This is a genomic window from Streptomyces sp. YIM 121038 (assembly GCF_006088715.1).
Lineage (GTDB): Bacteria > Actinomycetota > Actinomycetes > Streptomycetales > Streptomycetaceae > Streptomyces.
In genome coordinates, this window is record NZ_CP030771.1 from 4,782,556 (window position 1) to 4,808,798 (window position 26,243).

The 26,243-nt window shown below is 70.4% G+C and carries 29 protein-coding genes and 2 pseudogenes; 27 read left to right on the forward strand and 4 right to left on the reverse strand.

Features of this window, described 5'->3' with window-relative positions; all coding sequences use genetic code 11:
* The first annotated feature begins 46 nt into the window (after positions 1-46).
* From C9F11_RS20160 to C9F11_RS20175, 4 genes are all read left to right on the forward strand, one after another.
* Positions 47-865: a hypothetical protein gene (locus C9F11_RS20160; protein WP_138960591.1), complete on the forward strand. Its 819-nt coding sequence runs from the start codon at positions 47-49 to the stop codon at positions 863-865.
* Between the two features lie 78 nt (positions 866-943).
* Positions 944-1,375, forward strand: a complete 432-nt coding sequence (locus C9F11_RS20165) for a hypothetical protein (protein WP_138960592.1) — start codon at positions 944-946, stop codon at positions 1,373-1,375.
* 157 nt (positions 1,376-1,532) lie between these two features.
* A complete protein-coding gene (locus C9F11_RS20170) occupies positions 1,533-2,066 on the forward strand; it encodes a helix-turn-helix domain-containing protein (protein WP_138960593.1) in 534 nt (177 codons plus the stop codon).
* Between the two features lie 4 nt (positions 2,067-2,070).
* The gene (locus tag C9F11_RS20175) at positions 2,071-3,324 is read left to right on the forward strand and encodes a PBSX family phage terminase large subunit (RefSeq protein WP_138960594.1); all 1,254 of its coding nucleotides are present in this window, start codon (positions 2,071-2,073) and stop codon (positions 3,322-3,324) included.
* Here C9F11_RS20175 and C9F11_RS20180 read toward each other — a convergent pair.
* On the reverse strand, positions 3,293-3,736 hold the full coding sequence (locus tag C9F11_RS20180; RefSeq protein ID WP_138960595.1) for a hypothetical protein: 444 nt from the start codon (positions 3,734-3,736) through the stop codon (positions 3,293-3,295). The two genes, C9F11_RS20175 and C9F11_RS20180, sit on opposite strands and share 32 nt — an antisense overlap.
* Positions 3,737-3,778: 42 nt before the next feature.
* On the opposite strand from C9F11_RS20180, the gene C9F11_RS20185 reads away from it, so the two are divergent.
* The 15 genes from C9F11_RS20185 (at position 3,779) to C9F11_RS20260 (ending at position 18,444) form a co-directional block, all read left to right on the forward strand.
* On the forward strand, positions 3,779-5,263 hold the full coding sequence (locus C9F11_RS20185) for a phage portal protein (protein ID WP_138960596.1): 1,485 nt from the start codon (positions 3,779-3,781) through the stop codon (positions 5,261-5,263).
* Between the two features lie 36 nt (positions 5,264-5,299).
* Positions 5,300-7,501, forward strand: coding sequence for a phage minor capsid protein (locus tag C9F11_RS20190; protein WP_138966757.1), 2,202 nt, complete (start codon positions 5,300-5,302; stop codon positions 7,499-7,501).
* 8 nt (positions 7,502-7,509) lie between these two features.
* Positions 7,510-7,689 carry an Rmf/CrpP fold protein gene (locus C9F11_RS20195; protein ID WP_138960597.1) on the forward strand — a complete coding sequence of 60 codons (180 nt, stop codon included), beginning with the start codon at positions 7,510-7,512 and terminating at the stop codon, positions 7,687-7,689.
* Between the two features lie 113 nt (positions 7,690-7,802).
* Complete coding sequence (locus tag C9F11_RS20200; RefSeq protein ID WP_138960598.1) at positions 7,803-8,528, forward strand: hypothetical protein; 726 nt, start codon at positions 7,803-7,805, stop codon at positions 8,526-8,528.
* A 20-nt stretch (positions 8,529-8,548) separates the two neighbouring features.
* Entirely contained in the window at positions 8,549-9,559 is a 1,011-nt protein-coding gene (locus C9F11_RS20205; protein WP_138960599.1) for a major capsid protein, read from the forward strand.
* 11 nt (positions 9,560-9,570) lie between these two features.
* Positions 9,571-9,816 carry a hypothetical protein gene (locus C9F11_RS20210; protein ID WP_138960600.1) on the forward strand — a complete coding sequence of 82 codons (246 nt, stop codon included), beginning with the start codon at positions 9,571-9,573 and terminating at the stop codon, positions 9,814-9,816.
* 4 nt (positions 9,817-9,820) lie between these two features.
* On the forward strand, positions 9,821-10,210 hold the full coding sequence (locus C9F11_RS20215) for a hypothetical protein (protein ID WP_138960601.1): 390 nt from the start codon (positions 9,821-9,823) through the stop codon (positions 10,208-10,210).
* A complete protein-coding gene (locus tag C9F11_RS20220) occupies positions 10,207-10,524 on the forward strand; it encodes a hypothetical protein (protein WP_138960602.1) in 318 nt (105 codons plus the stop codon). Before C9F11_RS20215 ends, C9F11_RS20220 begins: the two co-directional genes overlap by 4 nt.
* Entirely contained in the window at positions 10,521-10,871 is a 351-nt protein-coding gene (locus C9F11_RS20225) for a hypothetical protein (protein WP_138960603.1), read from the forward strand. Before C9F11_RS20220 ends, C9F11_RS20225 begins: the two co-directional genes overlap by 4 nt.
* Positions 10,868-11,299, forward strand: coding sequence for a minor capsid protein (locus tag C9F11_RS20230; RefSeq protein ID WP_138960604.1), 432 nt, complete (start codon positions 10,868-10,870; stop codon positions 11,297-11,299). Before C9F11_RS20225 ends, C9F11_RS20230 begins: the two co-directional genes overlap by 4 nt.
* A gap of 11 nt (positions 11,300-11,310) precedes the next feature.
* Entirely contained in the window at positions 11,311-11,856 is a 546-nt protein-coding gene (locus tag C9F11_RS20235; protein WP_138960605.1) for a hypothetical protein, read from the forward strand.
* Entirely contained in the window at positions 11,856-12,326 is a 471-nt protein-coding gene (locus C9F11_RS20240; protein ID WP_138960606.1) for a hypothetical protein, read from the forward strand. The genes C9F11_RS20235 and C9F11_RS20240 overlap by 1 nt, the downstream gene beginning before the upstream one ends.
* Before the next feature lie 245 nt (positions 12,327-12,571).
* A complete protein-coding gene (locus C9F11_RS20250) occupies positions 12,572-14,629 on the forward strand; it encodes a hypothetical protein (RefSeq protein WP_138960607.1) in 2,058 nt (685 codons plus the stop codon).
* A 21-nt stretch (positions 14,630-14,650) separates the two neighbouring features.
* Entirely contained in the window at positions 14,651-16,795 is a 2,145-nt protein-coding gene (locus C9F11_RS20255) for a hypothetical protein (RefSeq protein ID WP_138960608.1), read from the forward strand.
* A gap of 14 nt (positions 16,796-16,809) precedes the next feature.
* The gene (locus C9F11_RS20260; protein ID WP_249401800.1) at positions 16,810-18,444 is read left to right on the forward strand and encodes a right-handed parallel beta-helix repeat-containing protein; all 1,635 of its coding nucleotides are present in this window, start codon (positions 16,810-16,812) and stop codon (positions 18,442-18,444) included.
* A gap of 58 nt (positions 18,445-18,502) precedes the next feature.
* On the opposite strand, the pseudogene C9F11_RS20265 reads toward C9F11_RS20260, so the two are convergent.
* Positions 18,503-19,700: pseudogene (locus C9F11_RS20265) on the reverse strand (IS110 family transposase).
* A gap of 263 nt (positions 19,701-19,963) precedes the next feature.
* Between C9F11_RS20265 and C9F11_RS20270 the strand changes: the two are divergent.
* From C9F11_RS20270 to C9F11_RS20280, 3 genes are read left to right on the forward strand one after another with little or no spacing between them, the layout of a single operon-like run.
* Positions 19,964-20,890: an N-acetylmuramoyl-L-alanine amidase gene (locus C9F11_RS20270; RefSeq protein ID WP_138960609.1), complete on the forward strand. Its 927-nt coding sequence runs from the start codon at positions 19,964-19,966 to the stop codon at positions 20,888-20,890.
* Positions 20,891-20,943: 53 nt separating this feature from the next.
* Positions 20,944-21,180 carry a hypothetical protein gene (locus tag C9F11_RS20275; protein ID WP_138960610.1) on the forward strand — a complete coding sequence of 79 codons (237 nt, stop codon included), beginning with the start codon at positions 20,944-20,946 and terminating at the stop codon, positions 21,178-21,180.
* Positions 21,177-21,440: a hypothetical protein gene (locus tag C9F11_RS20280; protein ID WP_138960611.1), complete on the forward strand. Its 264-nt coding sequence runs from the start codon at positions 21,177-21,179 to the stop codon at positions 21,438-21,440. Before C9F11_RS20275 ends, C9F11_RS20280 begins: the two co-directional genes overlap by 4 nt.
* A 60-nt stretch (positions 21,441-21,500) precedes the next feature.
* Here the strand turns inward: C9F11_RS20280 and C9F11_RS20285 are convergent, their stop codons facing one another.
* On the reverse strand, positions 21,501-22,853 hold the full coding sequence (locus C9F11_RS20285; RefSeq protein ID WP_138960612.1) for a transcriptional regulator: 1,353 nt from the start codon (positions 22,851-22,853) through the stop codon (positions 21,501-21,503).
* Positions 22,854-23,011: 158 nt separating this feature from the next.
* Between C9F11_RS20285 and C9F11_RS20290 the strand changes: the two genes are divergently transcribed.
* From C9F11_RS20290 to hemC, 5 genes are all read left to right on the forward strand, one after another.
* Positions 23,012-23,446, forward strand: coding sequence for an ATP-binding protein (locus C9F11_RS20290; protein ID WP_138960613.1), 435 nt, complete (start codon positions 23,012-23,014; stop codon positions 23,444-23,446).
* Positions 23,447-23,616: 170 nt separating this feature from the next.
* Positions 23,617-23,925: a hypothetical protein gene (locus C9F11_RS48690; RefSeq protein ID WP_249401801.1), complete on the forward strand. Its 309-nt coding sequence runs from the start codon at positions 23,617-23,619 to the stop codon at positions 23,923-23,925.
* A gap of 140 nt (positions 23,926-24,065) precedes the next feature.
* Complete coding sequence (locus C9F11_RS47445) at positions 24,066-24,239, forward strand: hypothetical protein (protein ID WP_171075799.1); 174 nt, start codon at positions 24,066-24,068, stop codon at positions 24,237-24,239.
* A gap of 144 nt (positions 24,240-24,383) precedes the next feature.
* The gene (locus C9F11_RS20300) at positions 24,384-24,830 is read left to right on the forward strand and encodes an NUDIX hydrolase (RefSeq protein ID WP_171075800.1); all 447 of its coding nucleotides are present in this window, start codon (positions 24,384-24,386) and stop codon (positions 24,828-24,830) included.
* Entirely contained in the window at positions 24,827-25,798 is a 972-nt protein-coding gene (gene hemC, locus C9F11_RS20305; RefSeq protein ID WP_138960616.1) for a hydroxymethylbilane synthase, read from the forward strand. The genes C9F11_RS20300 and hemC overlap by 4 nt, the downstream gene beginning before the upstream one ends.
* A 109-nt stretch (positions 25,799-25,907) precedes the next feature.
* On the opposite strand, the pseudogene C9F11_RS20310 reads toward hemC, so the two are convergent.
* A pseudogene (locus C9F11_RS20310) lies at positions 25,908-26,120 on the reverse strand (fatty acid--CoA ligase); the annotation flags it as partial.
* Between the last annotated feature and the right edge of the window lie 123 nt (positions 26,121-26,243).

The window sequence follows — 26,243 nt, forward strand, 5'->3', positions numbered from 1 at the left end:
CTCGCCCGAGGGCGGGCCTCTCACCACACCGACAGGAGCAGCACGCATGAGCAACGAAGACCCGCAGACGGTCGAGGAGCACGGCGTCGAGTTCACCCGCGCGCCCGACCCGGACGCCACCCGGGCCGCCCTCGCCGATCTGCTCGACGAGCGCCCGCAGCTCGCCGCCCTCGCCCTCGACCTGCTCGGCGCCATCACCAAGCACGAGCCCTCCGCCTGGTCGTCCGGCGAGATCGTGCGCAGCGTGCGACGCGGGCGCAGGGCCCAGCGTCTCGCCGAGCGCGAAGCCGACATCGAAGCGCGCTTCCCCACGGAGCAGCGGCCGCACGCGCTCGCCCTCGCGCAGATCGCCGACACGCGCAAGGCGGGCGAGAAGGCCGTCGAGCAGACGCCCCAGATGATCAAAATGGCCGGGGACGCGGGCATCAAGGCGCCGGACATCGCCCGCTTGAGCGACCTCACGCCGTCGTACGTCTACCGCATCTTGCGCGAGCGTTCAGCCGAAGGCGCCACGTCCCCTACCGACCGGTTTCAGCGCGACATGCTGCTCGCCTTTGAGGAGTTCGAGCACGACCGTGCCGCCGCGAATCGCGCCGAGGTAGCGAAGCGGCTCCCCGCGGGACACGTGCTCTACGACTGGCGCCTCGACCTGTTCAACGGCCCCGACGGCGAGGGCTGGCGAGTGTGGGAGAGCGGGACAGACACCGGCCCGGAGGGGTGCGAGTCTCACCTCGCCAAGTCGATCATCGAGAACGGCGGCCACGGGCCCGCAGAGCACAAGACCCGCGTCCTGATCTGGGAGGGCGAGCAGGGCCCCGACGACGCCGCCCTCTTCCGGTACGAGCACACCCCGGACGAGCAGTAACCCACCACACAACAGCGCGGGCCCGATCCGGCGACCTCACCGCCATACGGGCCCGACTCACCGACGGGAGCAACCCCCGTGGCTAACGCCCACCCTAACCAGACCAAGAAGCAGGGCCCGCCGAAGGCAGGAGAGCGGCCCTCGGTCCGCATCGACGAGACCCTCGCGGCCGACCTCGCCGTTCTGATGAGCACGGGCGCCAACTTCAGCGACGCCGTCCGACAGGCCGTCGGACACCTCGCCGACATCTACCGCGTCGGATGGGCCAACGGCGTGTGCCCGGAAGGGACCGCGCCGCAGGTGCTCGCCTACCAGCTGCACCAGCAGGCCACACCCGAGCCGGTGACCGGCGGGTATGACGCGTCGGACGCACGTCCGCCGCACCTGGCCAGGCGCAGGCTCGCCGGTCCGCCACCCGGTGCGCACCTGCCCACCGCGTACGGCGAGACCCTGCTCGGCCGTCCGACAGGGCCGCAGCGACCGGACGCGCAGCGGCCCGCGCGCGCGTGAGGTCACTCGCACGAACTTGCGTCGTTATCGTTCCGTGACCTAATGTTGGACCCGTCTTCGGCGTGCCCGGAAACGGACGCCCCCCTGAACGCCCCGCCGCTCCCCCCGCGGCGGGGCGTTCTGCATGCCTGGCCCCGGGCGAGGAGGTGACCGCCCCATGGCTCGACCAATCGACGACAGCGACCGCGAGCAGGTGCGACACCTCCACGCCCGGGGCCAGTCCCGCAACGAGATCGCCCGCACCATCCGGCGGTCACCCTCGACCGTGTCGAAGATCGCCGCCGAGTGCTCGCCGCCGCTCACCTTCGAGCGCGGGCCCGAAGTCGTCGCCGCCACCGAGGCGCGCCGCATCGACCTCGCCGCCCGCCGCTCCCTGCTCGCCGAGGCACTGCACACCGACGCCGAGCGCCTGCGCGCCCAACTCTGGGAGCGCTGCACGTACGGCGAGTTCGCAGGGCGCGACGGCGAGTGGCACGAGACCTACCTCGACCGCCCACGCTTCGCCGACCAGCGGCAGATCATCGCCGCCACCGCCACCGCCGTACAGCAGTCACTCAAGCTCGCCCCCGTCGAGGGCGGCGACGACGCCGACCAGGTGCGGTCGATGCTCGGCACCCTCGGCGAGGCACTGGCACAGGCCACCAACGACGACCAGGCCCCCGACGACGACGGGGGCGACGCCGGGGGGTGAGCCTGTGCTCGACCTCGACCGCCTGCCCCTGTCCCGCAAGCAGTTGCGCAGCATCGGGCAGGCCACCGCCCGCATCAACCTCTGGCACGGCAGCGTGCGCAGCGGGAAGACGATCGCCTCGCTCCTGGCGTTCGTCATCGCCGTTGCCACCGCCGGACCATCCGGCCTGATCATCATCTGCGGGCGCAGCCTCCAGACGATCGAACGCAACGCGCTGGAACCCTTGCAAGATCGCTCGCTGTTCGGACCGTTGGCCCGGCACATCGTGCACACCCGAGGCGCGACCACAGCGACGATCCTCGGCCGCACCGTCCACCTGATCGGCGCCGCGGACGCCCGCGCCGAGGGCCGCCTACGCGGCTTGACGGCGCAGCTCGCGTACGTCGACGAGGCCACCCTCATGCCTGAGGGATTCTGGACTCAGCTACTCGCCCGCCTCTCCGTGCCCGGCGCGCGCCTGTACGCCACGACCAACCCGGACAGCCCGCGCCACTGGCTCAAGGTCCAGTACCTCGACCGCGCGGGCGAACTCAACCTGAGAGCCTGGCACTTCCGCCTCGCCGACAACCCGAGCCTGTCGCCCGAGTACGTTGCCGACCTCACCGCCGAGTACGTCGGCCTGTGGCGCCGCCGCATGATCGACGGCGCGTGGGTGGTCGCCGAGGGCGCCATCTACGACATGTGGGACGAGACCCGCCACGTCGTGACCGCGCTCCCCGACATGCGTCAGCACTGGCTCGGCGTGGACTACGGCACCACCAACCCCTTCTCCGCGCTCCTGCTCGGCGAGGGCACCGACGGACGCCTGTACGTGTGCGCCGAGTGGCGCCACGACTCCCGCGCCACACACCGCAGCATGACCGACGCGCAATACAGCGCCGCCGTCCGCTCCTGGCTCGCCACGCTCGACGTCACGCCAGAGTGGACGTTCATAGACCCGAGCGCCGCATCGTTCTCCACGCAGATGTGGCAGGACGGACACCCCGGCCTCGCCCGCGCCACCAACGACGTCTCCGACGGCATCCGGTCCGTGTCGAGCCTGCTCGCCGCCGACCGCCTGCTCGTCCACGACTCGTGCGAGGGCCTGCTCGCCGAACTCCCCGCCTACTCCTGGGACCCGAGAGCGACCGAGCGCGGCACGGACGCCCCGATCAAGGTCGACGACCACAGCGCCGACGCACTTCGGTACGTCGTCCACTCCACCGCGCACGAGTGGCGACACCTGCTCACCACATCAGCCGGGAACGCGGAACCTTGATCGCATTTCCCGCATCCCACTTTCTGACAACTCGCGTGTAGCGGACCCACCCAATTGCGCCTGGCACCCCGAACAGGATTGCGAGCAACACAAAGCCGGGATGCACCAGGCCCGCTGTAACTGCGGTCACGAGCCCGATCAGCATGAATACCGTATTGACGCGTTGCTTGGCACGGCAGTGGCGCACGAACTGTTCTGCCCTGCGCTGGGACTCCGCTCGCTGTGCGTCTTCCGCGTCGAGGATGCGGCCCTGCCGCTCGTACCAACGGCGTTGCACCTCTGCTTCCGCCTGACTGAGAGGCGTTCCTTCCGGATTGATCACCACGTCACCGTGGATGTTCCCGGACTGGATCACGTGCCCTTTGATGTGGCTGTCACTCAACTCGTTGCGCACATAAGGCTGTTCGCTCATGAGGTGGAAGATACGCCCGACTACCACTATTGGAGGTAGTAAATGCCTCTGCCTGACAACGGCGCAGCGTGGCCGCCGCCGCAGTGGGCCGCGTACTACGCCGAGATCCGTACCAACGACGCGTGGTACACCGGCGATGCGCGCCGTCTATCCCGTCTCTACGGCCACCACCCGCGGCCCGCCGAGCGCCGCCGCTTGTGGGGCAGGAAGTCGGCCGAGCACCGCGTCGGCCGCCGTGACCACCGCCTTCACGTGCCGTTGCCCGGCGACATCGCGAGCACTTCCGCCGACCTGCTGTTCGCGGACATGCCCCGGATCACCGTCGAGGACACGGCGACACAGGCGCGCCTCGACGTGCTGCTCGACGAGGGCCGCGCGCAACAGGTGTTGCTCGGCGCCGCCGAGCAGGCCGCCGCCCTGTCCGGGGTGTTCCTGCGCGTCACCTGGGACCGGGAACTCGCTGACCGGCCGCTCATGACCGTGATGCAGCCCGACGCCAGCGTGCCTGAGTTTCGATTCGGCATGCTGCGGGCCGTGAACTTCTGGCGGGAGTTGCCCGGCAGTACCGAGGCCACCGTGTGGCGCCACATCGAGCGCCACGAGCCGGGCCGCATCCTGCACGCCTTGTACGAGGGCACCGCCGACAACATCGGCCGTGCCGTCCCGCTTGCCGAGCACCCCGATACCGCCAGCCTGGCCGACTCCCTTGGGGAAGACGGGGTCAGCATCGCTACCGGCATTCGCGACCTCACCGCCGCGTACGTGCCCAACATGCTGCCCAACCGGCTTCACCGCGGCTCCGATCTCGGCCGCAGCGACTACGCCGCCCCGCTGTACGACCTGTTCGACGCGCTCGACGAGACGTGGACATCGTGGATGCGCGACATCCGCCTCGCCCGCGCCCGCCTGATCGTCCCCGACGGGTACCTCCGCGACGAGGGCCCCGGCAACGGCGCATCGTTCGACGACGAGCGCGAGGTCTGGCAGGCCCTGAAGATGCCGCCCAACGACGGGGCGACCATCACCCTGGCTCAGTTCGAGATCCGGGTCGAGGAGCACCGCGCCACCACGGAGGCCCTCACTCGGCAGGCCGCCCAGTCCGCCGGATACTCGCCGCAGAGCTTCGGCCTCGACGGCGAGGGGCAGGCCGTCACCGCGACCGAGGTCGACAGCCGCGACCAACGCAGCATGGTCACCCGGAAGAAGAAGACCGGGTACTGGCGCCATGAACTCGCCGCCATGACGCACGTGCAACTACAGCTCGACGCGGTGCAGTTCGGCCGCCGCATCACACCCGAGCGCCCGCGCGTGGAGTTCGGCGACGGTGTCGCCGAGTCCGAGCAGGCCACCGCGACCACCCTCGACCTGCTCGCCCGCGCAGGGGCCGTGTCGACCTCGACCAAGGTCAAGATCCTGCACCCCGAGTGGGACGACACCGCCGTACAGGGCGAGGTCGTCGCGATCCTGCGGGAGACCGGCGCCGCGGATGCACCGGACCCGGGTGATACCTACCCGCTCGCCGCTTGAGACGATGGGGGGTGGGCGGTGCCGATCCACCCGGGCATGGTCGAGGATCTGGCCGCGACGACGCGCGACACCTACGCCGCGGCCGAGGAACGGCTGTTGGGCATCATCGCGCGCCAGCTCGCCGCAGGGCTCGACGCGCCCGGATGGATCGAGGCCAAGCTCGCCGCCGTCCAGCAAGTACGCCGCGCCGCACAGGCCGTCGTCGAGGAGCTGGGCAAGGCGACCCAGCTCGACGTGTTCGACGCGGTCGCCGAGGCGTACAACACCGGGCACCGCGCCGCAGTTGCCGAACTCGGTGCCCTGTCGGATGACGCCCGCCGCCTGGTCGACGACCGTCTGCCCCAGGCGCAGGCCGTCGACCGCCTCGCACAGGAAGCCGTCGACGTCGTCACCGCGACGCACCGCGGCATTCTGCGGGCCGTGGTCGACGGCTTCCGAGCCGTCGTCGCGTCCGTGGCCGCAACGCCCCTGCTCGGTACCGGCACCCGCCGCCAAGCCGTGCAAGACGCCCTACGCGCCTTCGCCGATCGCGGGATCCGGGCGTTCGTCGACCGCGCGGGCCGACGCTGGTCGCTCCCCTCCTACGCCGAGATGGCCGTACGGACCGCGACCGCGCGGGCCGCGACCGAGGCACACATGCGCACCCTCACCGAGCACGGCGTCGACCTAGTCATCGTCAGCAACGCTCCGCGCGAGTGCCCCCTGTGCCGCCCGTGGGAACGGCAGCTTCTGACGATCGGCGGGCCCGCAGGACCACGTACGGTCGAGGTCGAGCACGCCGTCGAGGACGGCCGCATGGTGCCCGTGCGCGTGGCCGGATCGCTCGACGAGGCCCGCCTCGCCGGATTCCAACACCCCAACTGCCGCCACAGCGTGTCTGCTTACACCCCGGGACTGACCACGGTCGAGGACGCCGAGAGCGACCCCGCCGGATACGAGGCCGGACAGCGACAGCGCGCCATCGAGCGGAACATCCGCAAGTGGAAGCGCCGCGAAGCTGTCGCCACCACCCCCGAGGAGAAGCGCTCCACCCGCGCCAAAGTGCGCGCCTGGCAGGGCGCCATGCGCGACCACCTCGCCGCCCACCCCGACTTGCGCCGACTCAGGCACCGCGAGCAGGAAGGGACGGGCAACCTCCCCGCGACGCCGCGCCCGCCCGCGCCGGATCAGGTCGAGCGGGCGCGCGTATGGTCCGGCGACGAGCGCACCGTCAGCGAGATGAGCGACGACCAGCTCGCCGCCGCGCTGCGTACGCCGCTCGACGACCGCGCGCGCCGCCGGATCGAGACCGAGGCCGACCGCCGCGACCTCGCCGCCCTCCTCGACCGCGCCGCGCCCCGCGGGCGCCTGGCCGAGGATCTGCTCGCCCTGTCCGACGACGACCTCGCCCGCCTGTTCACTCACGTCGACCAGGACGACCGGTTGCGCATCATGGCCGAGACCGACCGCCGCGACCGCGCCGGACAACACCCCGACGTACGGCCCGACTTGATCGGCCTGTCCGACGCGCAGCTCGCCGCCCGCTACCGGGATGCCGGGACCGGCCCAGAGGCCGCCGCGATCGCTACGGAGGCCGCCCGCCGCGACCTGCTCGCCCGCCTCTTCCCCGGCGGGAACCTGCTCGCCGACCTGTCCGGGGTGGGCGACGACGACCTCGCGTGGGCGATGCAGTACGCCGACAACGGCGAACTTCTGCGCATCGCCGCGGAGATGGACCGCCGCGACGCCGTCGAGCTACCGCCCCCGTCCGACACCGGCAACGCGGTCGAGGACCTGCTCGCCGACCGCGACGCCCTCGCCGAGGCCATGGCGCCCGCCCCCGACCCGGAGCAGTGGGGGCGCCTCGCCGACGACGAGACGTTCGCCGCCGAGGCCGCCGCCCTCGCCGCCGCCCAGGACGAGAGCGAGGGCGAGCGGGACGAGCGGCACACGGTCACGCGCCGCGAGGCCCGCGCCCTGTACGAGGAGTACGTCTACCGGCAGTACCTGAAGGCCGAAGACGACTGCCGCGGCTACCTGCTCAACAAGAAGGCCCAGGCCGCCGGGCACAGCCCCGTAAGCCTGTTCAGCGGGCCCGCACGCATCGCCTACGCGCGCGCGTCCGACGAGCTGAAAGAGTGGTGGGCCGAACACGGCAGGCTCACGCAGGCCGAGTTCATCGAGCAGGCGACCGGCAAGGCCCAGCGAGGGGCCGACCGCGCCCGTAAGAACGAGTCGGACCACCAGAACAAGCGCTAAGGGGAGCCATGGGCACGCGCGAGGACATCGTGAAGGCCGTCACGGCAGGCCGCGAGGCAGGCGACCGGGGCGACCCGCCGACCGCGTGCCCGTACCCGAGCACCTCGACGCTGCGTACCGCGTGGATCCGCGGCTACGCCGAGCGCCGCCCCCTCGCCGCCCAAGGCGACCAAGGCGACGCCGACTGACAACCGAACACCGCAGTACCGCCCCGAAGGGGGCCCGCCAGGAGCGGGCCCCCTTTTTGCATGCCCGAACGCGCCCGCCAGGAGCGGGCCCGACGCACCAGGAGTGCACCCCTATGCGCACGCGCACCCTTGCCCGCCACCGTCTCGACGGCGCCGGATGGGCCCACCCCTACCCGCTCACCGCGTTCTCTCCCATCGTCTACGCCAGCGGTGAGGGCGAGGGCGGACAGCAGGGCGCCACAACCGGTCAGCAGGGCGCCGAGCAGAACACCGGCCAGGGCAGTCAGCCGACCGCGCCGAACCCCGCAGCGCCGCCGCAGCAGGGCGCCGAGCAGGATGAATCCACGCTCCCCCCGTGGGCACAGAAGGCCCTCACCGATGCCCGCGCCGAGGCCGGTAAGAGCCGCGTCACCGCGAAGCAGAAGGCCGCCGACGAGGCGCGCAGCGAACTCGCGCAGCAGATCGGCAAGGCCCTCGGCATCGTCGAGGACGACACCCCGCCCGACCCCGCCAAGCTCACGCAGCAGCTCGCCGACGAGCAGGCCAAGGCCCGGCAGACCGCCGTCGAACTCGCCGTCTACCGCACCGCCCACGAGGCAGGCGGCGACCCCGACGCGCTGCTCGACTCCCGCCAGTTCGCCGCCGCGATCGCCGAGGTCGACCCCGCGGACACCACCGCAGTGCGCGCCGCCGTACAGGCAGCCATCGCGACGAACCCCGCCCTCGCGGCCAAGACCACCGCACCTGCCCGCGGCGGCGCCGAGTTCAACGGCCCCCCGTCCGGCGACCGCAAGCCCGCCAGCCTTCACGACGCCATCGCCGCCGCACTCGGCGGCTGAACCCCCAGGAGTAACCGCCCATGGCCACCTCCCTTGCCGAGGCCAAGAACAACGCGCAGGACGACATCGATGTGCAGGTCATCGACGAGTTCCGCAAGTCGTCCGACATCCTCGACCGGCTCACGTTCGACAACGTCGTATCGCCGACCGGCGGCGACACCCTGACCTACGGATACCGGCGACTGATCACGCAGCGCGATGCCGCGTTCCGTGCGCTGAACTCCGAGTACACCCCAGCCGAGGTCACGTCTCAGCGCTACACCGTCGACCTGGTGCCGCTCGGCGGTAGCTTCCAGATCGACCGCGTGATCTCCCGTATCGGCCCGGCCGCGTCCGGCGCCGTGACGCTGAACATGCAGCAGCTCATCAAGGCATCGCGGGCGAAGTTCGCCGACGCGGTGATCAACGGTGACAAGGGCGTCGAGACCAACGGGTTCGACGGCCTGTCGAAGATCCTCACCGGCACTGCCACGGAATACCTTCCGCTCGCCAATGGCGTCACGTCCGGATTCGTCGACTGGACCGCGGTCAACGACAAGGCCAGCGCGCTTGCCGCGCAGACCCACATCGACAACTGGCTCGCCGCCATGGACGACACCCCCGATGTGATCTACGGCAACCGCAAGACCCTGTCCCTGTTCAAGCGCATCGCCGCGTGGACTGACCAGATCGACAAGAGCACCGACGCGTTCGGCCGCCCGGTCACCGCGTACAACGGCATCCCGCTCGCCGATCTCAAGAGCAAGGCAGGCAGCAACGCCGACGTGATCAGTCTGGTGACCCGCGACCCCGACGCGGGCGGCGCAGGTGGCAACGTCACCGGCCTCGGCGACCTCTACGCGATCCGCTACGGCCTCGACGGCTTCCACGGTGCGAGCGTCGGAGGCGGCGCCCCGTTGCTGGGGACGTGGCTCCCGGACTTCACCAACGCGGGCGCCGTCAAGACGGGCGAGGTCGAACTCGGCCCCGTCGCCCCGGTCCTGAAGGCGACCCGGGCCGCCGCCGTCTTCCGCAACATCAAGAGCGCGTGAGGGGGCCCGCAATGCTCGTACGCATCACTGCGCCCGTACCGGGTTTCACTGGCGAGGGGCCCGCCGGACTGACGTTCACCGACGGCGTGGCGGAGACGAGCGACATAGCCGTCATTGGCTACTGCCAGGGCGCCGGATACGTCGTCGAGCGCCTCGACGACAGCCCCGCTCCGCCGCCCGATCCGCAGCCCACGAACGCCCCGCAGACCAAGCCTGCGGGGCGTTCGCCATCCCGGAGCAAGACCAAGGAGGAGTGACCCGGTGGGCCGTGTCTACGCCACCCCCGCACAGCTCACGGCGTGGACCGGGAAACCGGCGCCCGCCGACGCCGAGCGGCTGCTCGCCCGCGCGTCCGAGGACATCGACGACACGCTCGCACGGGCCGTCTACCTCACCGACGACGCGGGCATGCCCACCGACCCAGCCATCGCCGCCGCGCTTCGGGACGCCGTCTGTGCTCAGGTCGAGTACCAGCTCGCCACGGGCGACGACGGCACCGGAGCGGCGGGCCGGTGGGACTCCGTAAGCATCGGGCCCGTCGCCCTGTCCGGCCGCAAGGACGGCCCCCAGGCGCCCGACGACGTCGACCTCGGCCCCCGCGCGCACCGCACGCTGAAGCGGGCGGGACTGCTCCCGGGGGTGATCTGGTGACCCGCGTCCCCGGATGGCTGCTCCGCCACGAGGTGAGTATCGAGCCCTACCTTGGCACCTCCGCCTACGGGCCCCGCTACGGGCCCGCCGCCACCGCCCGCGCCCTGGTCTCCGCAACCGTCAAGCGCGTACGCGACCGCACGGGCGCCGAGACCGTTTCGACGGCGCAGATCATCGCCGCCCCCGATCTCAACTGCCCGGCTGGGTCGAGGATCACGCTGCCCGACGGCCGCACCACGACCGCGCTCACGGTCGCCCACCACACCGCGCCGGGCCTCCCGGTGCCTGCCAGTACGGAGGTGATGTGCGAATGACGCAGCGCACCCGCCTGCGCTGGAACGGCGACGCCGCCCTCGCTGCCACCCGCCAGGGCGCCGCCCGCGGTCTGCGGCTCGCCGCCGAGCACGTCCTCGAAGTCTCGCGGCGGCGCGTCCCGATCGAAGAGGCCACCCTCGAACGCTCCGGAGTCGCGACCGTCGACGAGAGCGCGCTCACCGCCGCCGTGTCGTACGACACCCCGTACGCGGTCCGCCAGCACGAGGAGCTGACCTACCGCCACGACGCGGGCCGCACCGCGAAGTACCTCGAAGGCCCCCTCGCCGAGGAAGCCGACGCGGTCGGCGAGATCATCGCCGCACAGGTCAGGCGGGCTCTGCGGTGACGTTTCTCCCCGACGTCGTCGACGGCCTCGCCCGCCTGCTCGCCGCGCAGGGCGTAGGCACCTACCGGCCCGACGGCATCTACGCCGCGGGGGAGACCGCCATCACCGACACGGTCATGCCCGAGGCGCCCGACCGCGCCATCGTGCTGACCGCATACCCGGTCGACGAGTCGGCCGCGCTCACCGACACCGTGCTCGCCGTGCAGGTCCGTACCCGCGCCGGGCCCGATCCGCGCGAGGTCGCCGCCCTGGACGACGACGTGTTCGCCGTCTTGCACGCCAGCGGCCGCCACACCTTCGGATCCGCCCGGATCTCCCTTGTCTGGCGCTTCTCGTCCGGCTCGCTCGGCGCCGACGCCAACGGCCGCCACGAGCACACCAGCAACTACCGCCTGCGCGCCAACCGCCCACACCCCCGCCTCGAATAGGAGCACCCGCCTTGAGTACGCCCACACCCCCGGCGGAGACCGAGACCGCGCTCGCGCGCCGGTACCGCCTCGAACTCAACACCGGCACCGCCGCCACCCCCGTGTGGTCGCTCGTCCCTGGGGTGCAGGAGTTCGCCCCCAAGGTCGAACCGACCCAGCAGAAGAGCACGACGTATGACGACGAGGGGTGGGCGGACTCCACGGTGACCGAACTCGCCTGGTCGATCGAGACCAAGCTCGCCCACCGCCACCACCCGGAGACCCGTGTGTTCAACGCCGCACAGGAGCGGCTCAGGATCGCGTCCGAGAGCTTCGGTGCCGCCTCGCGTGTGCACGTGCGCTACTACGACCGCGAGGGCCGCCCCGAGGCGTACGAGGGGTTCGCTCTGGTCACCTGGGAGCCGGACGGCGGCGCGGCCGACGACCTCGACACCGTCAAGGTCACCCTGACCGGCAAGGGGCCCCGCAAGGCGATCACCAACCCGGCCGCGCCCGCGGGTGGCGGCACGCTCACGCTCGCCGCCACCGGCAAGACGCTGAAGGAGGTGGCCGCCTGATGGCGTTCGAGGCCCTCGACGAGCTGCTCGACGAAACGCTCGTCCTCCCGATCAAGGGGCGCCGGTACACGATCGAGGCGCCCTCGGCGGAAACCGGTCTGCGCGTGCAGACCATCGTTCAGGCCGCCGCGGTCGCCGCGTCCGGCGGGCAGGTCGACGAGGAAGCACTCGGCGACGCGGCCGAGGGCGACCTCTACCGCGACTTGCTCGGCGACGCCTACGACCAGATGCTCGCCGACGGCGTGAAGTGGCCCGCGCTCAAGCATGCCGCCCGGACCGCCATTGCGTGGGTGGTGCAGGACAAGGCCGCCGCCGAGCGCGTGTGGCTCTCCGGTGGCGACCCTTCTCGGCTGGCCCCGAACCGTGCGGAGCGCCGATCGGGCGGGGCGAATACGACGAGGAATCAGGGCTCTTCGAGTGGTACGAGTGGCCGCCCGGCACCGGCCCGCGCACGGCGCACGCGTCGCTGACCTGGCCCCAACTCCTCGACCAGTGGCCCCTGATCGAGGCCGATCTGCACGAGGTGTACGGCGTCGATGTCGGTGACCGGCGCCTCATGCGCGCCCGCTCCTGGCGCTGGTTGCGCGTGCGCATCTTTGGACTGCTCTCGGCCGACTCGCGCATCGCGCGCCACCTGGCACCACCTGAACAACCCCCGCGGTAGTCCGCTGTAGCGGCCCGCGCCCACCACCGAGCACGACGGGAGGTGGGGCGCGTGGCGCTGACCGTCGGCGAACTCACCGGCTTCATTGACCTCGACGACTCCGGGGCGCGGCGTGGACTCGCCCGCACCCGCGCGGGCATGGATGACCTTGTCCGCGGCACCGATGGCCGCTTGCGAGATCTGCGCGGGCGCTTCGTTGCGGAGTCCGCGGCGATGGGCGGCGCGCTCGGCGACCGCGTTCGTTCCGGCGCGGTGCGCGCGGCCAAGGGGTTGGCGCTGGTCGGCGGCGCGGTCCCGATCGTGGCCGCGGGCACCGCCGCGCTCATGGGCCTGGCCGCGGGCGCCGTCGCCGCCGGATTGGCGGTCAAGGCGTTCTCTGCTGCGGTTGGCCCGCAGATGGAGGCCGTCCAGGAGGTCGCCGACCTTGCGGCCGAGGCCGAGAAGGCAGCGGCCGAGGGCGCCGCAGACGCGGCCGAGAAGCAGCAGGAATACAACGATGCGCTCGCCCAACTCCCCCCGGCGACCCGGGATGCGGCCACCGCGTTCATCGGCCTGAAGAGCGACTACCAGGCGTGGTCAGACTCCCTCTCGACCACCACCATGCCGGTGGTCACCAAGGGCCTTACCGCCCTTCGAAGCCTGCTGCCCTCCCTGACTCCGTTCGTTGAGGCCGCCGCGGGCGCGTTCTCCGGGTTCTTCGACGACATCTCCACGGGCATCAAGTCGGCCGAGTTCAAGGAGTGGGTGAGCGAGACAAGCGCGGTTGCCGGGCCCGCGCTGCGCGACATCTTGACCGTGGTCAAGAACTTCGCCGTGGGGTTCGCCGGGTTGCTGCAGGCGTTCTTGCCCGCCTCGGCGGGGGTGACCGGCGGCCTGGTGACCATGTCGGCCGCGTTCGCCGACTGGGGCACCTCGCTGGACGACTCCGAGGGTTTCGCGACGTTCCTCGACCTGGCCGAGCAGGGCGCCGGAACCCTCGGCGACCTCGGCGGCGCCGCCGTCGAGGTGCTCGTCGCCCTCTCCCCCCTGCTCGGCGTCACGGCCCAACTCGCCCTGATCCTCGCGCAGATCCTCACCGCAGTACCCACCCCGGTGCTCACCGCGCTCGCCGTGGTCATCGGCTCCGTCACCGTCGCCACCAAGGCATGGGCGCTCGCTCAGACCGTGGTCGCCGCGCGTAACGCCATCTGGACCAGTAGCCAATGGGCCCTGAACGCCTCGATGTTCGCGAGCCCTGTGTTTTGGATCATCGCTGCGATCGTCGCCCTGGTCGCCGTGGTGGTGCTGATCGCGACGAAAACGGATTGGCTCCAGCGCGGTTGGTCGGCTGCGTGGGGCTTCATCCAATCGACCACCGATACGGCCGTATCCGGCATCGGCGCCGCGCTGGGCTGGTTCGGCTCGCTGCCTAGTCGGCTCGGCGGCTGGTTCGGCAGCGCCAAAGACGCCGCAGTCGGCAAGATCGTCGAACTGACCATCTGGCTTGCCGGGGTGCCGGGGCGCACCGCGTCGGCGCTGGCCGGTCTGCCGGTCAGTCTGCGCCGATCGGCCGTGAACGGCTTTCAGGCGTTCCGCACGGCTGCGGGTCAGAAGGCCGCCGAGTTTCTCGTGTGGGTGCGCGGCATGCCCCGGCGCATCGCGAGCGGCATCGGGTCGCTCGGTGGTCTGCTCACCGGCAAGGGCCGCGACGTCGTGCGCGGCCTGTGGCGCGGCATCAAGTCCATGGGCGGCTGGCTCCGCGACACCTTGATCGGCTGGGCCAAGAGCATCATCCCCGGCCCCGTGGCCAAGGCGTTGGGGATCGCGAGCCCGTCCAAGGTCATGGCTGACCAGGTCGGCCGCTGGATTCCCGCCGGAATCGTGCAGGGCATCGAGTCGGGACAGGGCGCGGTCGATCGCACCATGCGCAACCTCGTGACCACTCCCACCCCCGGGCAGGCCACCGCCGCGGCGATGGCCGCGCAGACCGGTACGGCCGCGGGCGACGCGGTCGGCGGCGGGCGCCTGGTCCTCGACGTGACCGGCGCCGACGCCGAATGGAAGCGCCTCGTACGCCGCATGGTCCGCGTCGACGGCCGCGGCTCCGTACAGACCGCCTTCGGCACCTGACACCCACAAAGGAGGTGCCGCATGGCCTTTCCCGATGACCCGCTCGACGTCCGCGTCGAACTGCAACTCGGCGGCACGTGGCTGGACATCACCAGCGACGTCTACACCGAGAACCCGATCACCATCACCCGCGGGCGCCCCGACGAGGGCGCCCGCACCGATGCGGCCACCTGTGTTTTCGTCCTCGACAACACGAGTGGCCGCTACAGCCCCCGCAACCCGCGCAGTGACCTGTACGGGCGGATCGGCCGCAACACCCCCGTACGCGTCTCCGTCGCCCCCAACGGGCCGAACGGTCCGCGGCTGGTGCGGTTCGTGGGCGAGGTCCCCGGATGGCCGGTGAAGTGGGGCACCGCGCATGACGTGTCGGTGTCCGTCACGGCCGCGGGCATCCTGCGCCGCCTGGGGCAGGGCGCCGCCCCGCTGCACTCCGCGTTGCGCCGCGAGTACTCCGCCCCCTCCCGTACGAGCATCGTCGCCTACTGGCCGCTCGAAAGCGGCACAGGAGCAACAGAGTTCGGCTCGGCGCTGCCCGGCGGCCCGCCCATGCGCATCACCACCCCCGGCATCAAACCGGGGGCGTACACCGCCTATGCGGCATCCGACGCGCTGCCCACGCTCGGCGAGGGCGCGGCCACCGGCACCGTGCCCGCCTACCCCACCACCCCTGAGACAGCGCTCCGTCTCTTCGTTGCCCTCCCCGAGCAGGCGCCCGAGGCCGAGACCGTGCTGTGCACGATCGTGTGCACCGGTTGGGTATCCCGCTGGACGATCGCCCTGAAGCCAGACGGCAAGCTCAACATGTACGGCCGCACCGCACTCGGCATCGAGGTCGTGCGCGTGAACGGCGGCGGCGACTCCCTGCTCGGCCACCGCCTGAGTCTGCGCCTGGACGTCAGGCAGGAGCCGCTGAGTACCTCGTGGCGCCTGTACTTCATGGACATCGACCAGTACACCTACGTCCTGGGCGGGCGGCTGTACCAGTGGCAGGGCGAGACCGTGCCCAACGCCATCGGCCGCATCACCCACGTCACGGTGGGCGGCGGCAAGGCGGGCGAGCTGGCCGTCGGTCATGTTGCCGTGGCGAACGCGCTCGACGCGTTCGACTCGACGGCCCCCTCCATGATCGCGTGGGCGGGCGAGCCGCTCTCACGCCGCATGACGCGGCTCGCCGCCGAGGAACAGATACCCCTCGCCTACACCGGCCGCCCCGATGCACCCGGCACCCGACTAGGCGCACAGGCCATCACCTCGTTGGTGGACCTGCTCCAGGTCGCGGCCGAGGCCGACGGCGGGATGCTGCACGAGCAGCGCGACGCGCTCTCCCTCGCGTTCCGCACCCGCGCCACCCTCTACACCCAACCCGCCGCCCTCACCCTCGACTACGCGGCCCGCGAGGTCGTCGCCCCTCTCGAACCCGTCGACGACGACCAGGCCGTACGCAACGACATCACCATCGTCCGCGAGGGCGGCTCTTCCGGCCGCGCAGTGCGCGAGACGGGGCCCCTGTCCGTGCAGGCCCCGCCCGCGGGCATCGGCCGCTACGCCGCGAGTACGACGCTCGGCCTGTTCGAAGACGAGCAGACCGCGCCGTACGCGTGGTGGCACCTGCACCTCGGCACCTGGGACGCCCCGCGCTACCCGTCGGTGTCCGTCGCCCTGCACCAGGCGCCGCACCTGATCGAGCAGGTCGCCGCCGTCGACGTCGGCGCCCGCGCCCGCATCCTCCACCCACCGCCGTGGCTACCGCCCGAGGCCATCGAGCTACTCGTCGAGGGCTACACCGAGACCCTCGGCGTACGCACGTGGGAGATCACGTTCACATGCTCGCCCGGCGGGCCGTGGCTGGTCGCCGCACTCGACGACGGCGAGTACGCCACCGTCGCCAGCGACGACACCAGCCTCGCCGCCCCGGTCGGGCCAGAGGCGACCTCCCTCGACGTGCGGGTATCCGCCGGTCCGTTGTGGCCAAGCCGCGCCGCGATGCCGGAAGCGCTCCCGCTCCCGGTGCAGATCGGCGGCGAGCACCTGGTCGTGACCGACGTCGCCTCACTCACGGGCGGACGCCAGCGATTCACCGTCACCCGCGCCGCCAACGGCCTCGCCCTCGCACACCCCGCGGGCGCCCCCGTGCAGCTCGCCCGCCCCGCCTACGTATCCCTCTAAGGAGATCTCCGCCCGTGTCCACGCCCGTGGCTCAGTGGCTCCCCGGCATGACGATGACCGCCGGACGCCTGCAATACATGCTCGAACGACTCTCGGAGTCGTTGACGGTCACCGCCTTCGGGGCCACCGGTAACGGCACCGTGGATGACGCCCCCGCCATTCAGGCCGCGCTCAACGCCGCCAAGACCCGCGGCGGTTGGGTGATCATCCCGCCCGGCCGGTACCTGCTCGCCACCCTTCCCCTGCGGATCTACGACTCGACCCGGCTCACGCTGTTGCCGGGCGCCCGCTTCATCCGGGGCGCGGCCGAAACAGTGATCATCAACGGTGATGCCGGACAGACCCGGAGCGGCTACACCGGACATGGCTCCATCACGATCGAGGGCGGCGTCTGGGACTGTCAGGGCACCGTGCCCGCCCTGTCCGCCTCGGCCATGTGCATGAGCATCGGCCACGCCCGTGACATCACCATCCGCGACGTCGAGATCCGGGACGTGTCCGGCTATCACGCGATCGAGCTGAACTCGACGAAGCGCGCCACCATCGAGAACTGCCGGTTCCTCGGCTACGTCGACCCCGGCGCCCGCGACTTCTCCGAGGCCGTACAGATCGACCTCGCCAAGTCGAGCGGCGTGTTCGGCGGGTTCGGCCCGTACGACCACACGCCGTGCGAGGACGTCACGGTGTCCGGCTGCTACTTCGGAGCGTCCGGCACGAGCGGCACGACGGCATGGCCACGCGGCGTGGGCAGTCACTCGGCGACGATCACCAAGTACCACCGCCGGATACGGCTCAGTGACTGCACGTTCGAGGGGGTCACTCAGTATGCGATCAGTGCCTACAACTGGGAAGACACCACGGTGACGGGCTGCAACTTCACGCAGTGCGGCTCGGGGGTGCGCCTGCGCACGGTGATCCTCACCGACACCGAGGACACCAAGCGGCCGGACGGCACGCAGACCGGCGCCTCACAGTCCATGCGCAATGCCACGATCACCGGCTGCACGTTCCGTCAGGGTGGCGGCTACGACGAGCCGATCGTCGCCCTCGGCGAGACGTCCGGGCAGATTCTGAACCTGACTGTCGGCGACAACTCCATCGACGGCAGCGCCGCGAGCCAGAACGGGATCCGGCTGCAACAGGTGCAGCGCTTCACGATCTCCGGGAACTCCATCTGCAATGTCGACGGTACGGCCGTCTCGATGGAGACCTCGGACAACGGCGCGGTGACCGGCAATCAGATCTACAGCCCCGGCGCGCACGGCATGACCGCCGTGACCTGTACGCACACGTCCCTGACGGGCAACGTGATCATGTACCCGGGCGGTAACGGGGTGTTGGTCCAGGACGGCAACAACATCCACATCCGCGACAGCTACATCAAGTCGCCCGGCCGCTCCGCGAACAACACGTACTACGGCATCCGCCTCTCGACGAGCGCCTCGTCGGTCTCCCTGTCCGGGAACAAGGTCCGGCCCAACGGGTCGGGCAATGAGGCGATCAACGGACTGTCGATCACGAACACGTGCTCGCTCATCCACCGGTACGGCAACGACTGGCGCGGCTCCACGTGGACCGACACCGGATCCCGGCCCGTGGACGACCCGGCCAGCATCAACACCAACACCAGCGCGGCCGACCTCGCCTGAACTCGCACTCCATCCCGTACGCCCCGCGCATCGCGCCGGGGCATCTCAATGCCCTTTGTCAAGCGGCCCGAGGCAGGGGTGGGGTTGCGGTGAACAGCCGTTTGTCGCGGAGCATGGCCCACAGGACATCCACTCGTCGCCGGGCCAGCGAGAGCACGGCCTGGGTATGCAACAGCCCCTCCTTGCGCTTCTTGCGGTAGTAGTCCTGGGACGGGCCGGGCAGCGTCATCGCCGTGTGGGCGGACATGTAGAAGACGTGCCGCAGGCGCCGGTTGTAGTGCTTGGGCCGGTGCATGTTGTTGGTCCGTCGGCCGGAGTCTCGTGGGACGGGGGCGAGGCCGGCGTGAGCGGCCAGGTGACCTGCGTCCTTGTGCGAGGTCATGTCGCCGACGAGGGCCAGGAACTCGGCGCCGAGGATTGGGCCCATGCCGGGCATGGACTCGATGATTTCGGCCCGCTCGTCCGTGCGGAACAGGGCGGCAATGGCCTGCTCGTTCTCCTTGATTCGTTCGTCCAGTTCGAGGACACGATGGGCCAGCTCGTTCACGAGCTTCGCCGCCAGATCCTCGCCGGGCAGCACAGTGTGTTGCGAGGCGGCGGCCTCGACGGCACGCTCGGCGAACACGGCTGGGGTCCGCACCTTCCGGCGCGCAAGCCATTCCGTCAGCCGTTTCACTCCCATGCGCCGGATGGCGGCCGGTGTCTGGTAGCCGGTCAGCAGGACCAGCCCCGGCCGCTTGCGGAACTCGAAGGCCCGCTCCAGGGCCGGACAGACACCGACCAGGACCTCGCGCAGCCGGTTGATCAGCCGAACCCGGTCAGAGATGAGGTCCTGGCGGTAGCCAACGAAGCTGGAGCCCGCTGGACAGCTCCACCGACGGCTCAATGGGGCGGAAGTCCCGCCGTAGCCGGGCCAGGTCGGCGATGATCCGGGCGTCCTTGGCGTCGGTCTTGCCCTCGCCGCGGTAGGCACCGGTCATGCGGTTCACGGTCTTGCCGGGGATGTAGACGACCTGCTGGCCACGCGCGAGCAGAAGGGTCAGCAGCAGAGCGGACGGGCGGCTGGAGATGTCCACCGCCCAGCGGACCTCCTCCGCCATGGCCAGCACGTCGGCGAGAAGCGAGAGGACCTCGCCCTCGTCGTTGATCACCTTCCGCGACAGTAGCCGTTCACCGTCGCCGTCGATCGCCGCCGCCCAGTGGTGACCCTTGCCCGCGTCGATGCCCACCCAGATCAGCTGATGTCTCGTACCCACCGCGCGTCCTCACCCCTAGTGACCTGCAAGTTCGTGGTCCGAGGAACACCCCGCCGTCGAAGCCTTAGTCAGCGATGGGTCGCAACTCTCAATCAGCAGTCAGAGCGTCCAAGGGAACCGGGCGGCCATGCCCCGGGAGCCATCTGCGCGGCACTTTCTCATCAGCCACACCCGGTTCCCCCGGACCAGATCAAACCTGCCCAAGTCGCCTTAGAACCACACCAACAGTTCTAAGGCTTTTTTCATGTCTGGAGACACCCCTTATGGCTCCTCCCCTGTCCCCGACCGCGTTCCGCAACGCCATCGCGGGCGAAGGCGTCGACGTCGTCGGCGTCGGCAACTGGCCCGAGCACAACCGCAACCACAAGGGCCCGTGGGGGCCCATACACGGCATCATGATCCACCACACGGTGACGTCCGGCACCGCGCACTCGGTCGCCATGTGCCGCGACGGACACGCGGCCCTGCCCGGCCCGCTGTGCCATGGCGTCATCGACAAGAGCGGCCGCGTGCACCTGGTCGGCTACGGCCGCGCCAACCACGCCGGTTTGGGCGACGACGACGTCCTCGCCGCGGTCACCGCCGAGCGCTCGCCGCTGCCCGCCGACAATGAGGCGAACACCGACGGCAACCGCTACTTCTACGGCTTCGAGTGCATCAACCTCGGCGACGGCGACGACCCGTGGCCCGAGGTCCAGATCGAGGCCATCGCCCGCACCGCCGCCGGGATCTGCCGCAAGCACGGGTGGGACGAGCGATCCGTGATCGGCCACCTTGAGTGGCAGCCCGGCAAGGTCGACCCCCGCGGCCCGATCGGCAAGAAGGGCGGGCCCGCCCTCACCATGGCCAAGATCCGCGCGCGCGTCGCCGAGCTGCTCGACGACGACACCCCGCCGACCAAGCCGCCGACCCCGGGCAAGCCCAAGCCCTACACCCCGCCGCGCTTCCCGGCGGGCCTTGCCCCGGGCCGCACCCGCCCCTCGGCGCGGCCGCTCCAGCGCGCGCTGAAGGCCGCCGGATACCTCGCCAAGAGCGTGCCCGAGGCCGACGCCTACGGCCCCCAGACCCAAACCGCCGTGGCCAAGTTCCACAACGCCCACCCCGCCTACCGCGCCGCTGGCAAGTCCCACGACCCCGCCATCGGCCCGCGCGGATGGGCCGCCCTGCACCGCCTCGCCTACGCCAAGTAGCGCGACGAGCCGCACCACACCACCTCACCCACACCAAGCAAGGAGCACCACCCATGACCCCCGAGAACAAGCGCACCATCCGCACCGTCCTTCAGGGCACCGTGGCGTTCGCCGTCGCCCTGCCCGGCATCGTCGCCGCATCCGGAGTGCCCGACTCCCTGCCGTGGGTATCGGGCGGACTCGCCGCGGCGGGCGGCCTCGCCCGCGTGATGGCCCTGCCCAGCGTCGAGGCCCTGCTCGACCGCTTCGGCATCGGCCTGGTCGACGACCCCGACGGCGGCACCCGGTGACCATCCCCACCCCGTCCGATCCGGCCGCGGTCGCCGTCGAGTTGGAACGGCTCAGGGGCACGATGGAGACCGGCTTTGCCCGGGTCGACGGCTCCCTCGCCCTGCTCGTGCAGCGGGGCGAGCAGACCGACCGCGCCATCGCCGACCACGAGACCCGCCTCGACGCCCTCGAACGGGCCCGGTGGCCACTCCCGTCCGTGGCCGCCCTGGTCGCCGCGCTCGGCCTAGCCCTGTCCGTGTGGCAACTCACCAGATCATGACAACGCCCCCCGCAACGGCCACTCACGGCCGTTGCGGGGGGCGTTCTGCCGTTCCAGCATCTACGCCGCAGTGACCAGCTCTCGCGCCCGCGCGTTGAAGTCGGCAACCAAGCGGTGACCACCGAAGGGCTCCATGCGCCGCTGTAGATCTTGCACGGCCTCTAGCGCGCGCGACGACTTCACCTGTCCCGACAGCTTCAGCGTCCGAAGCCCTGCCGCGTGCGCCTTTTCAAGGTCCCGCCGTTGCAGGTAAGACACCGCTAGCGCCGCTTGCGACATGGCACCCCGTCGGGCCCGGTTCTGCTTCTCAGCGTGCTCGATCGATCGGCTCGCGTGCTCCTCGGCGGCCTTTGCCTCGCCCAAGTCCCGCATGGTGTTTGCATGTTCACCGTGCAGGTAGGCCGGATCGATGAACGCCGCCCAGTCCGCCTCCTCCGCCAAGTCTGCCCGCTCGTACGAGTGTTCCGACTGCACAACCGCGCGGGCCGCCGCCTTCTTCTCGCCGAGCAGTGCCAGCGCCCGCCCTTCCAGGCACCACAGATCAGCGAGGCAGGCGGGCGAATCAGCTTTCGACAGCCCATGTCGGCCCGCCTGGGCCAGGCGCCGCCCCTCGGCAGGGTCACCGAGCAGCGTTGCTTGATCGGCCATACCAGCTAGGACGTGCGCACCGAGGGGAGCGTTACGCGACTCCTGCGCAAGGCGTAGCGCCTGGATTAGGTAGCGCTGCGCGACGGAGTGCTCGCCGTTGTCAAAGGCCATCCACCCGAGTAGATACGTCTGTTCGGCAGCGGCCTCGCACAGTGCGCGCCGCACGGTGTCGACGTGCGACCGCCGCAACAACGGGTAGACGTGTTGGTTCATGTACTCGGCAAGCACCAGGCGCCCAGACCCGCCGCCCTGTAGGACGTCCATCTTCTGGAACGTGCTGAACATGTTCTTTACCGCGGACACGTCTTCCAGCCGCACCCGCGGGCCTGGTTCGGGTTCCTGGTCAAGGGTGGCCACGAGCCAGTCCCGCGAGGGACCGACACCGGCCACCGCGGCGAACGGTGCGGCTGATAGAAACGCTCGTCGATCCACGTCAGCTCTCCCCAGGTCGGCTACGACTTCCACGGTAGCTGCGAACGACGGGTCGTAGGCGAGGGCGGCATCGACTGAACTTCCGTCGCCGAGCCCAAGGTCGTATGTCATGAGGCGCCAACCGAAGTGCCTTGAGAACACCGCGGCCAGAATGTCAGGAACAGGTGCGCGCGGCTTCTCACCTTCCAACCAGCGCCGAACACTGGTCGCGTTGGGAGCGATATTCGGTTGCCCCCACTCATGCACCTTTGATTGCACGAGGCGCGCCAAGCCTTTACGGCTGATCCCCGAGCGTCCAAGCCAGTACGCGAGTTCGTCGTTCGGCGTTCCCATTCTCCGCACCTCCGCGACCGTGGGCGACGAAAGCGACACCCTTCGACACCCCCCTCGACGGTACCCGCGGTTCCGCAGCACGTGTTGCCTAGTTCAGACAAACCCATCCACTCGAAGCAGCGACGACGGCGCGTCGTGACTGCCCGAAGGGGTTAGGCATGATCAAACAACGGCGGGACCCGGTGCCCTGCTACGCCACACCCAACGGTCCCCCGGCGCAGGCGATGATCCCCGCGGACGACGAAGCACCCGCGCGGGCCCGCGCGTACGTGCGCGACCTCTTAGACCACGACGACCAGCCGCTGAGTGACGACCGGCGCGACGAAGTCGTACTCATCGTTTCGGAACTCGTCACGAACGCCTACCGCTACGGCACCGAGCCGGGCGACTCCCTGCTCGTCGTCGTCATGACGACGTCGGAGCGTGTGCGCATCGAGGTACACGACCCCAGCCGCAGACGCCCGCACATGAGAACCGAATCAGGGGAGCGCTCCCGCGGGCGCGGCCTGCACATCGTTCACGCACTCGCGGCGCGGTGGGACGTCGTTGACCGGCCGCTCGGTAAAGCCGTATGGGCGGAGGTAACACGATGAACTGCTCCGTATCGTTCCGGGCGGCGCCCGGTCCCGGATTCGCTGCCGGGTGCACCGTGTCGACGTGGGTCAACGTGCCCAAGCTCGCGGGCCCCATTGCGTATGTCCTGATCGCCCACGGTCCCCCACGGCGGGCGCACGAGACAACTGAGTCGGTCGAAGACAACTTGATGGGGTTGGTCGACGCGATGCACCTTCGGCGCGCCGTCGAGCGCGTGCCGATCGTCGGAGCACGCCTGATCGTCCGTGGACGGTACGTCGCCCTCGACTACGGGCACCCTCGCTACTACATGCGGCTACCGTCCCCCAGCCGTCTGTGGCGCCACCATGTCACCGCGGGCGGCCCGGTCTGCCTGACGGTCTGCCTCGAACCCCTTCCGCCCGGCCACTTAGGCGTTGACGCCGTCGAGACGTACCTCGCGCGTGCCGTCCGCACGGATCGCGCCTACATGGGTGCCACGACCATTCGGACCCGGTGATGACTGATGGACCGGCCGAGGACAACGCACTGCCCATACCGCCGCCCTTCATGTGGGATTGCCAGGAGTGTGTCCGGTGGCTGTGTCGGCTCGCTCGCAAGTGGGGTGCGCCCGAAGGGTGCTTCTGGGAACAGTTACAGGTGGCGCGGCACATCGCCGAGGTGCACCCCGAGAGGGTGCCGCCGCAGCACCTCGACGGCTGCGAGCTGTGCCTCGGCTACTCACGCCGCAACGACGGCGACGTCACGCTCGTGTGGGCGCAGCACCGGGCCCGCGGCCTCTTCATGCCGCCGTCGCTCGCTCGCCTGCTGTAGCCAACCGGGGACGCACACTCACCCGATCACGTGGGGCGCATGGCACATCGACGATGCCCTGCCCCTCGGCTGCTCGATGATCGGTACCGCCACCGTCAACCCCGGGGGTGCCTCGTGAGTGCGAACGCCCCAACCGGGCTTCCCGTGACCGCCACGGTCCTCATCACAGACCCCAGTGATCGACTGCTGATCGTCCGATCCGCCCGCGGGGGCACGTGGCACCTCCCCGGGGGCAGCGTTGAGCAAGGCGAGTCGCCCCTCGACGCCGCACGCCGGGAAGTCCGGGAAGAGATCGGCCTCAACCTCGACCTCAGCGAGCACCACCTGTTCGCCGTCGAGTGGCTACAGGCCACCCGTCCCGGACGCCGGGACCGCCTCGCCCTGGTCTTCGCGGGCCCCGTACTGACGCCAGCAGACACAGCGCACGTCGTATTGCAGTCCGACGAGATCGACGACTGGGGATGGCAAGCCCCGGAAACCGCGCTCCAGCTACTTCACCCGGCACTCGCAACACGGATACGGGGACCGCTCCTGACCCCTGGATCGGCCCACTACCGTGAATCACGAACCGAGAGGACTCCCCGCCCATGACCAACGACTTTCCCGCCCGCAAGCTGCGCATCGGAACGCGCAGCTCACCTATGGCGCTCGCACAGGTCGAGCAGGTATCCGCCCTGCTCCGCAAGCACGAGCCCGACCTCGACATCAAGGTCGTGCCCGTCACCACCGAGGCCGACCTCTGGCAAGGCGACCTGGCCAAACTCGGCGGGAAAGGTCTGTTCGTCAAGCAAATCGACCAGATGTTGCAGCGCGGCGAAGTCGACATGGCCGTGCACTGCATCAAGGACGTACCCGGAGACGTAGCCATGCCCGAGGGCCTGGTCTTCGCCGCCTACCTCCCACGCGACGACGTGCGCGACGTCCTACTCTTCCCCGAAGGCTCCGACCGGCAGACCCTCGACGACCTGCCCCCAGGCGCAACCGTCGCCACCTCAGCCGTACGCCGCAAAGCACAAATCAACCGCGTCCGCCCCGACCTCAACGTCGTTCGCGTCCGCGGCGCAGTCGGCACCCGCGTCGACAAGCTCGACGGCACGAAGGCCATCGACCACAAGCTCGACGCGATGATCCTCGCAGCCTCTGGCCTCGAACGTCTCGGCATCGCGCACCGCGGCCGACAGGTCTTCAATGTCGACGAGCTGCTACCTGCCGTAGGCGCTGGTGCCCTCGGCCTCGAATGCCGCCGCGACGACGAACCCGTCGCCGGACTCCTCTCCCAGCTCAACCACGAACGCACCATGACCGAGATCACCGCCGAGCGCGTCATGCTGCACGGCCTACGCGGACACTGCAACAGCCCCATCGCCGGGTACTGCATCACCGAACCTGACGGACAGCTCACGCTCCGCGGGATGGTGTTCTCCCGCGACGGTTCCAAGTTCGTCCACGCTCACTTCTGGGGCGAGCGGAACAACGACCCCGCCGTACTCGGCACGCGCGTCTGCGCCGAACTGCTACGCCAGGGAGCACGCGAGATCATCGAGGGCATCCCCCACTGAGGTTGCCCATCGCACGCAGACGACGGCCCCGATACCTCTCAGGAGGTATCGGGGCCGCTTCCTGCCTGCCGTGCGTTCGCCGAGGTCACTGGCCGAGTGTTTTACACAGGTTGTCGCACATGAACGTCGCGACGCGTTCGTCGTCGCTGACCCCGAGGTCGTCGCGCAGGGCGTGGGCGAGCTGGGCGGCGCGGGCGCCGATCTCCCGGAAGCTGCGGCGCTGTGGCGCACCGTCGCCGGTCCAGGTGGTGACCTGCGATGTCCCGTGCACGGTCTCGCCGTGGTTGAGGATGCGGGTCACGGTCAGCGGTACGTCCTGCATGGTGCTCAGCACGGCGTCCTCCCGGTCGGCGGGCGGCAGGCGGCCGGGTGCTCCCGGCGCTCTACCTGGCGGTAGCCCCAGATTCTCGCCGCATACCGAGCGGTATGTCACTACCGCGAGCGC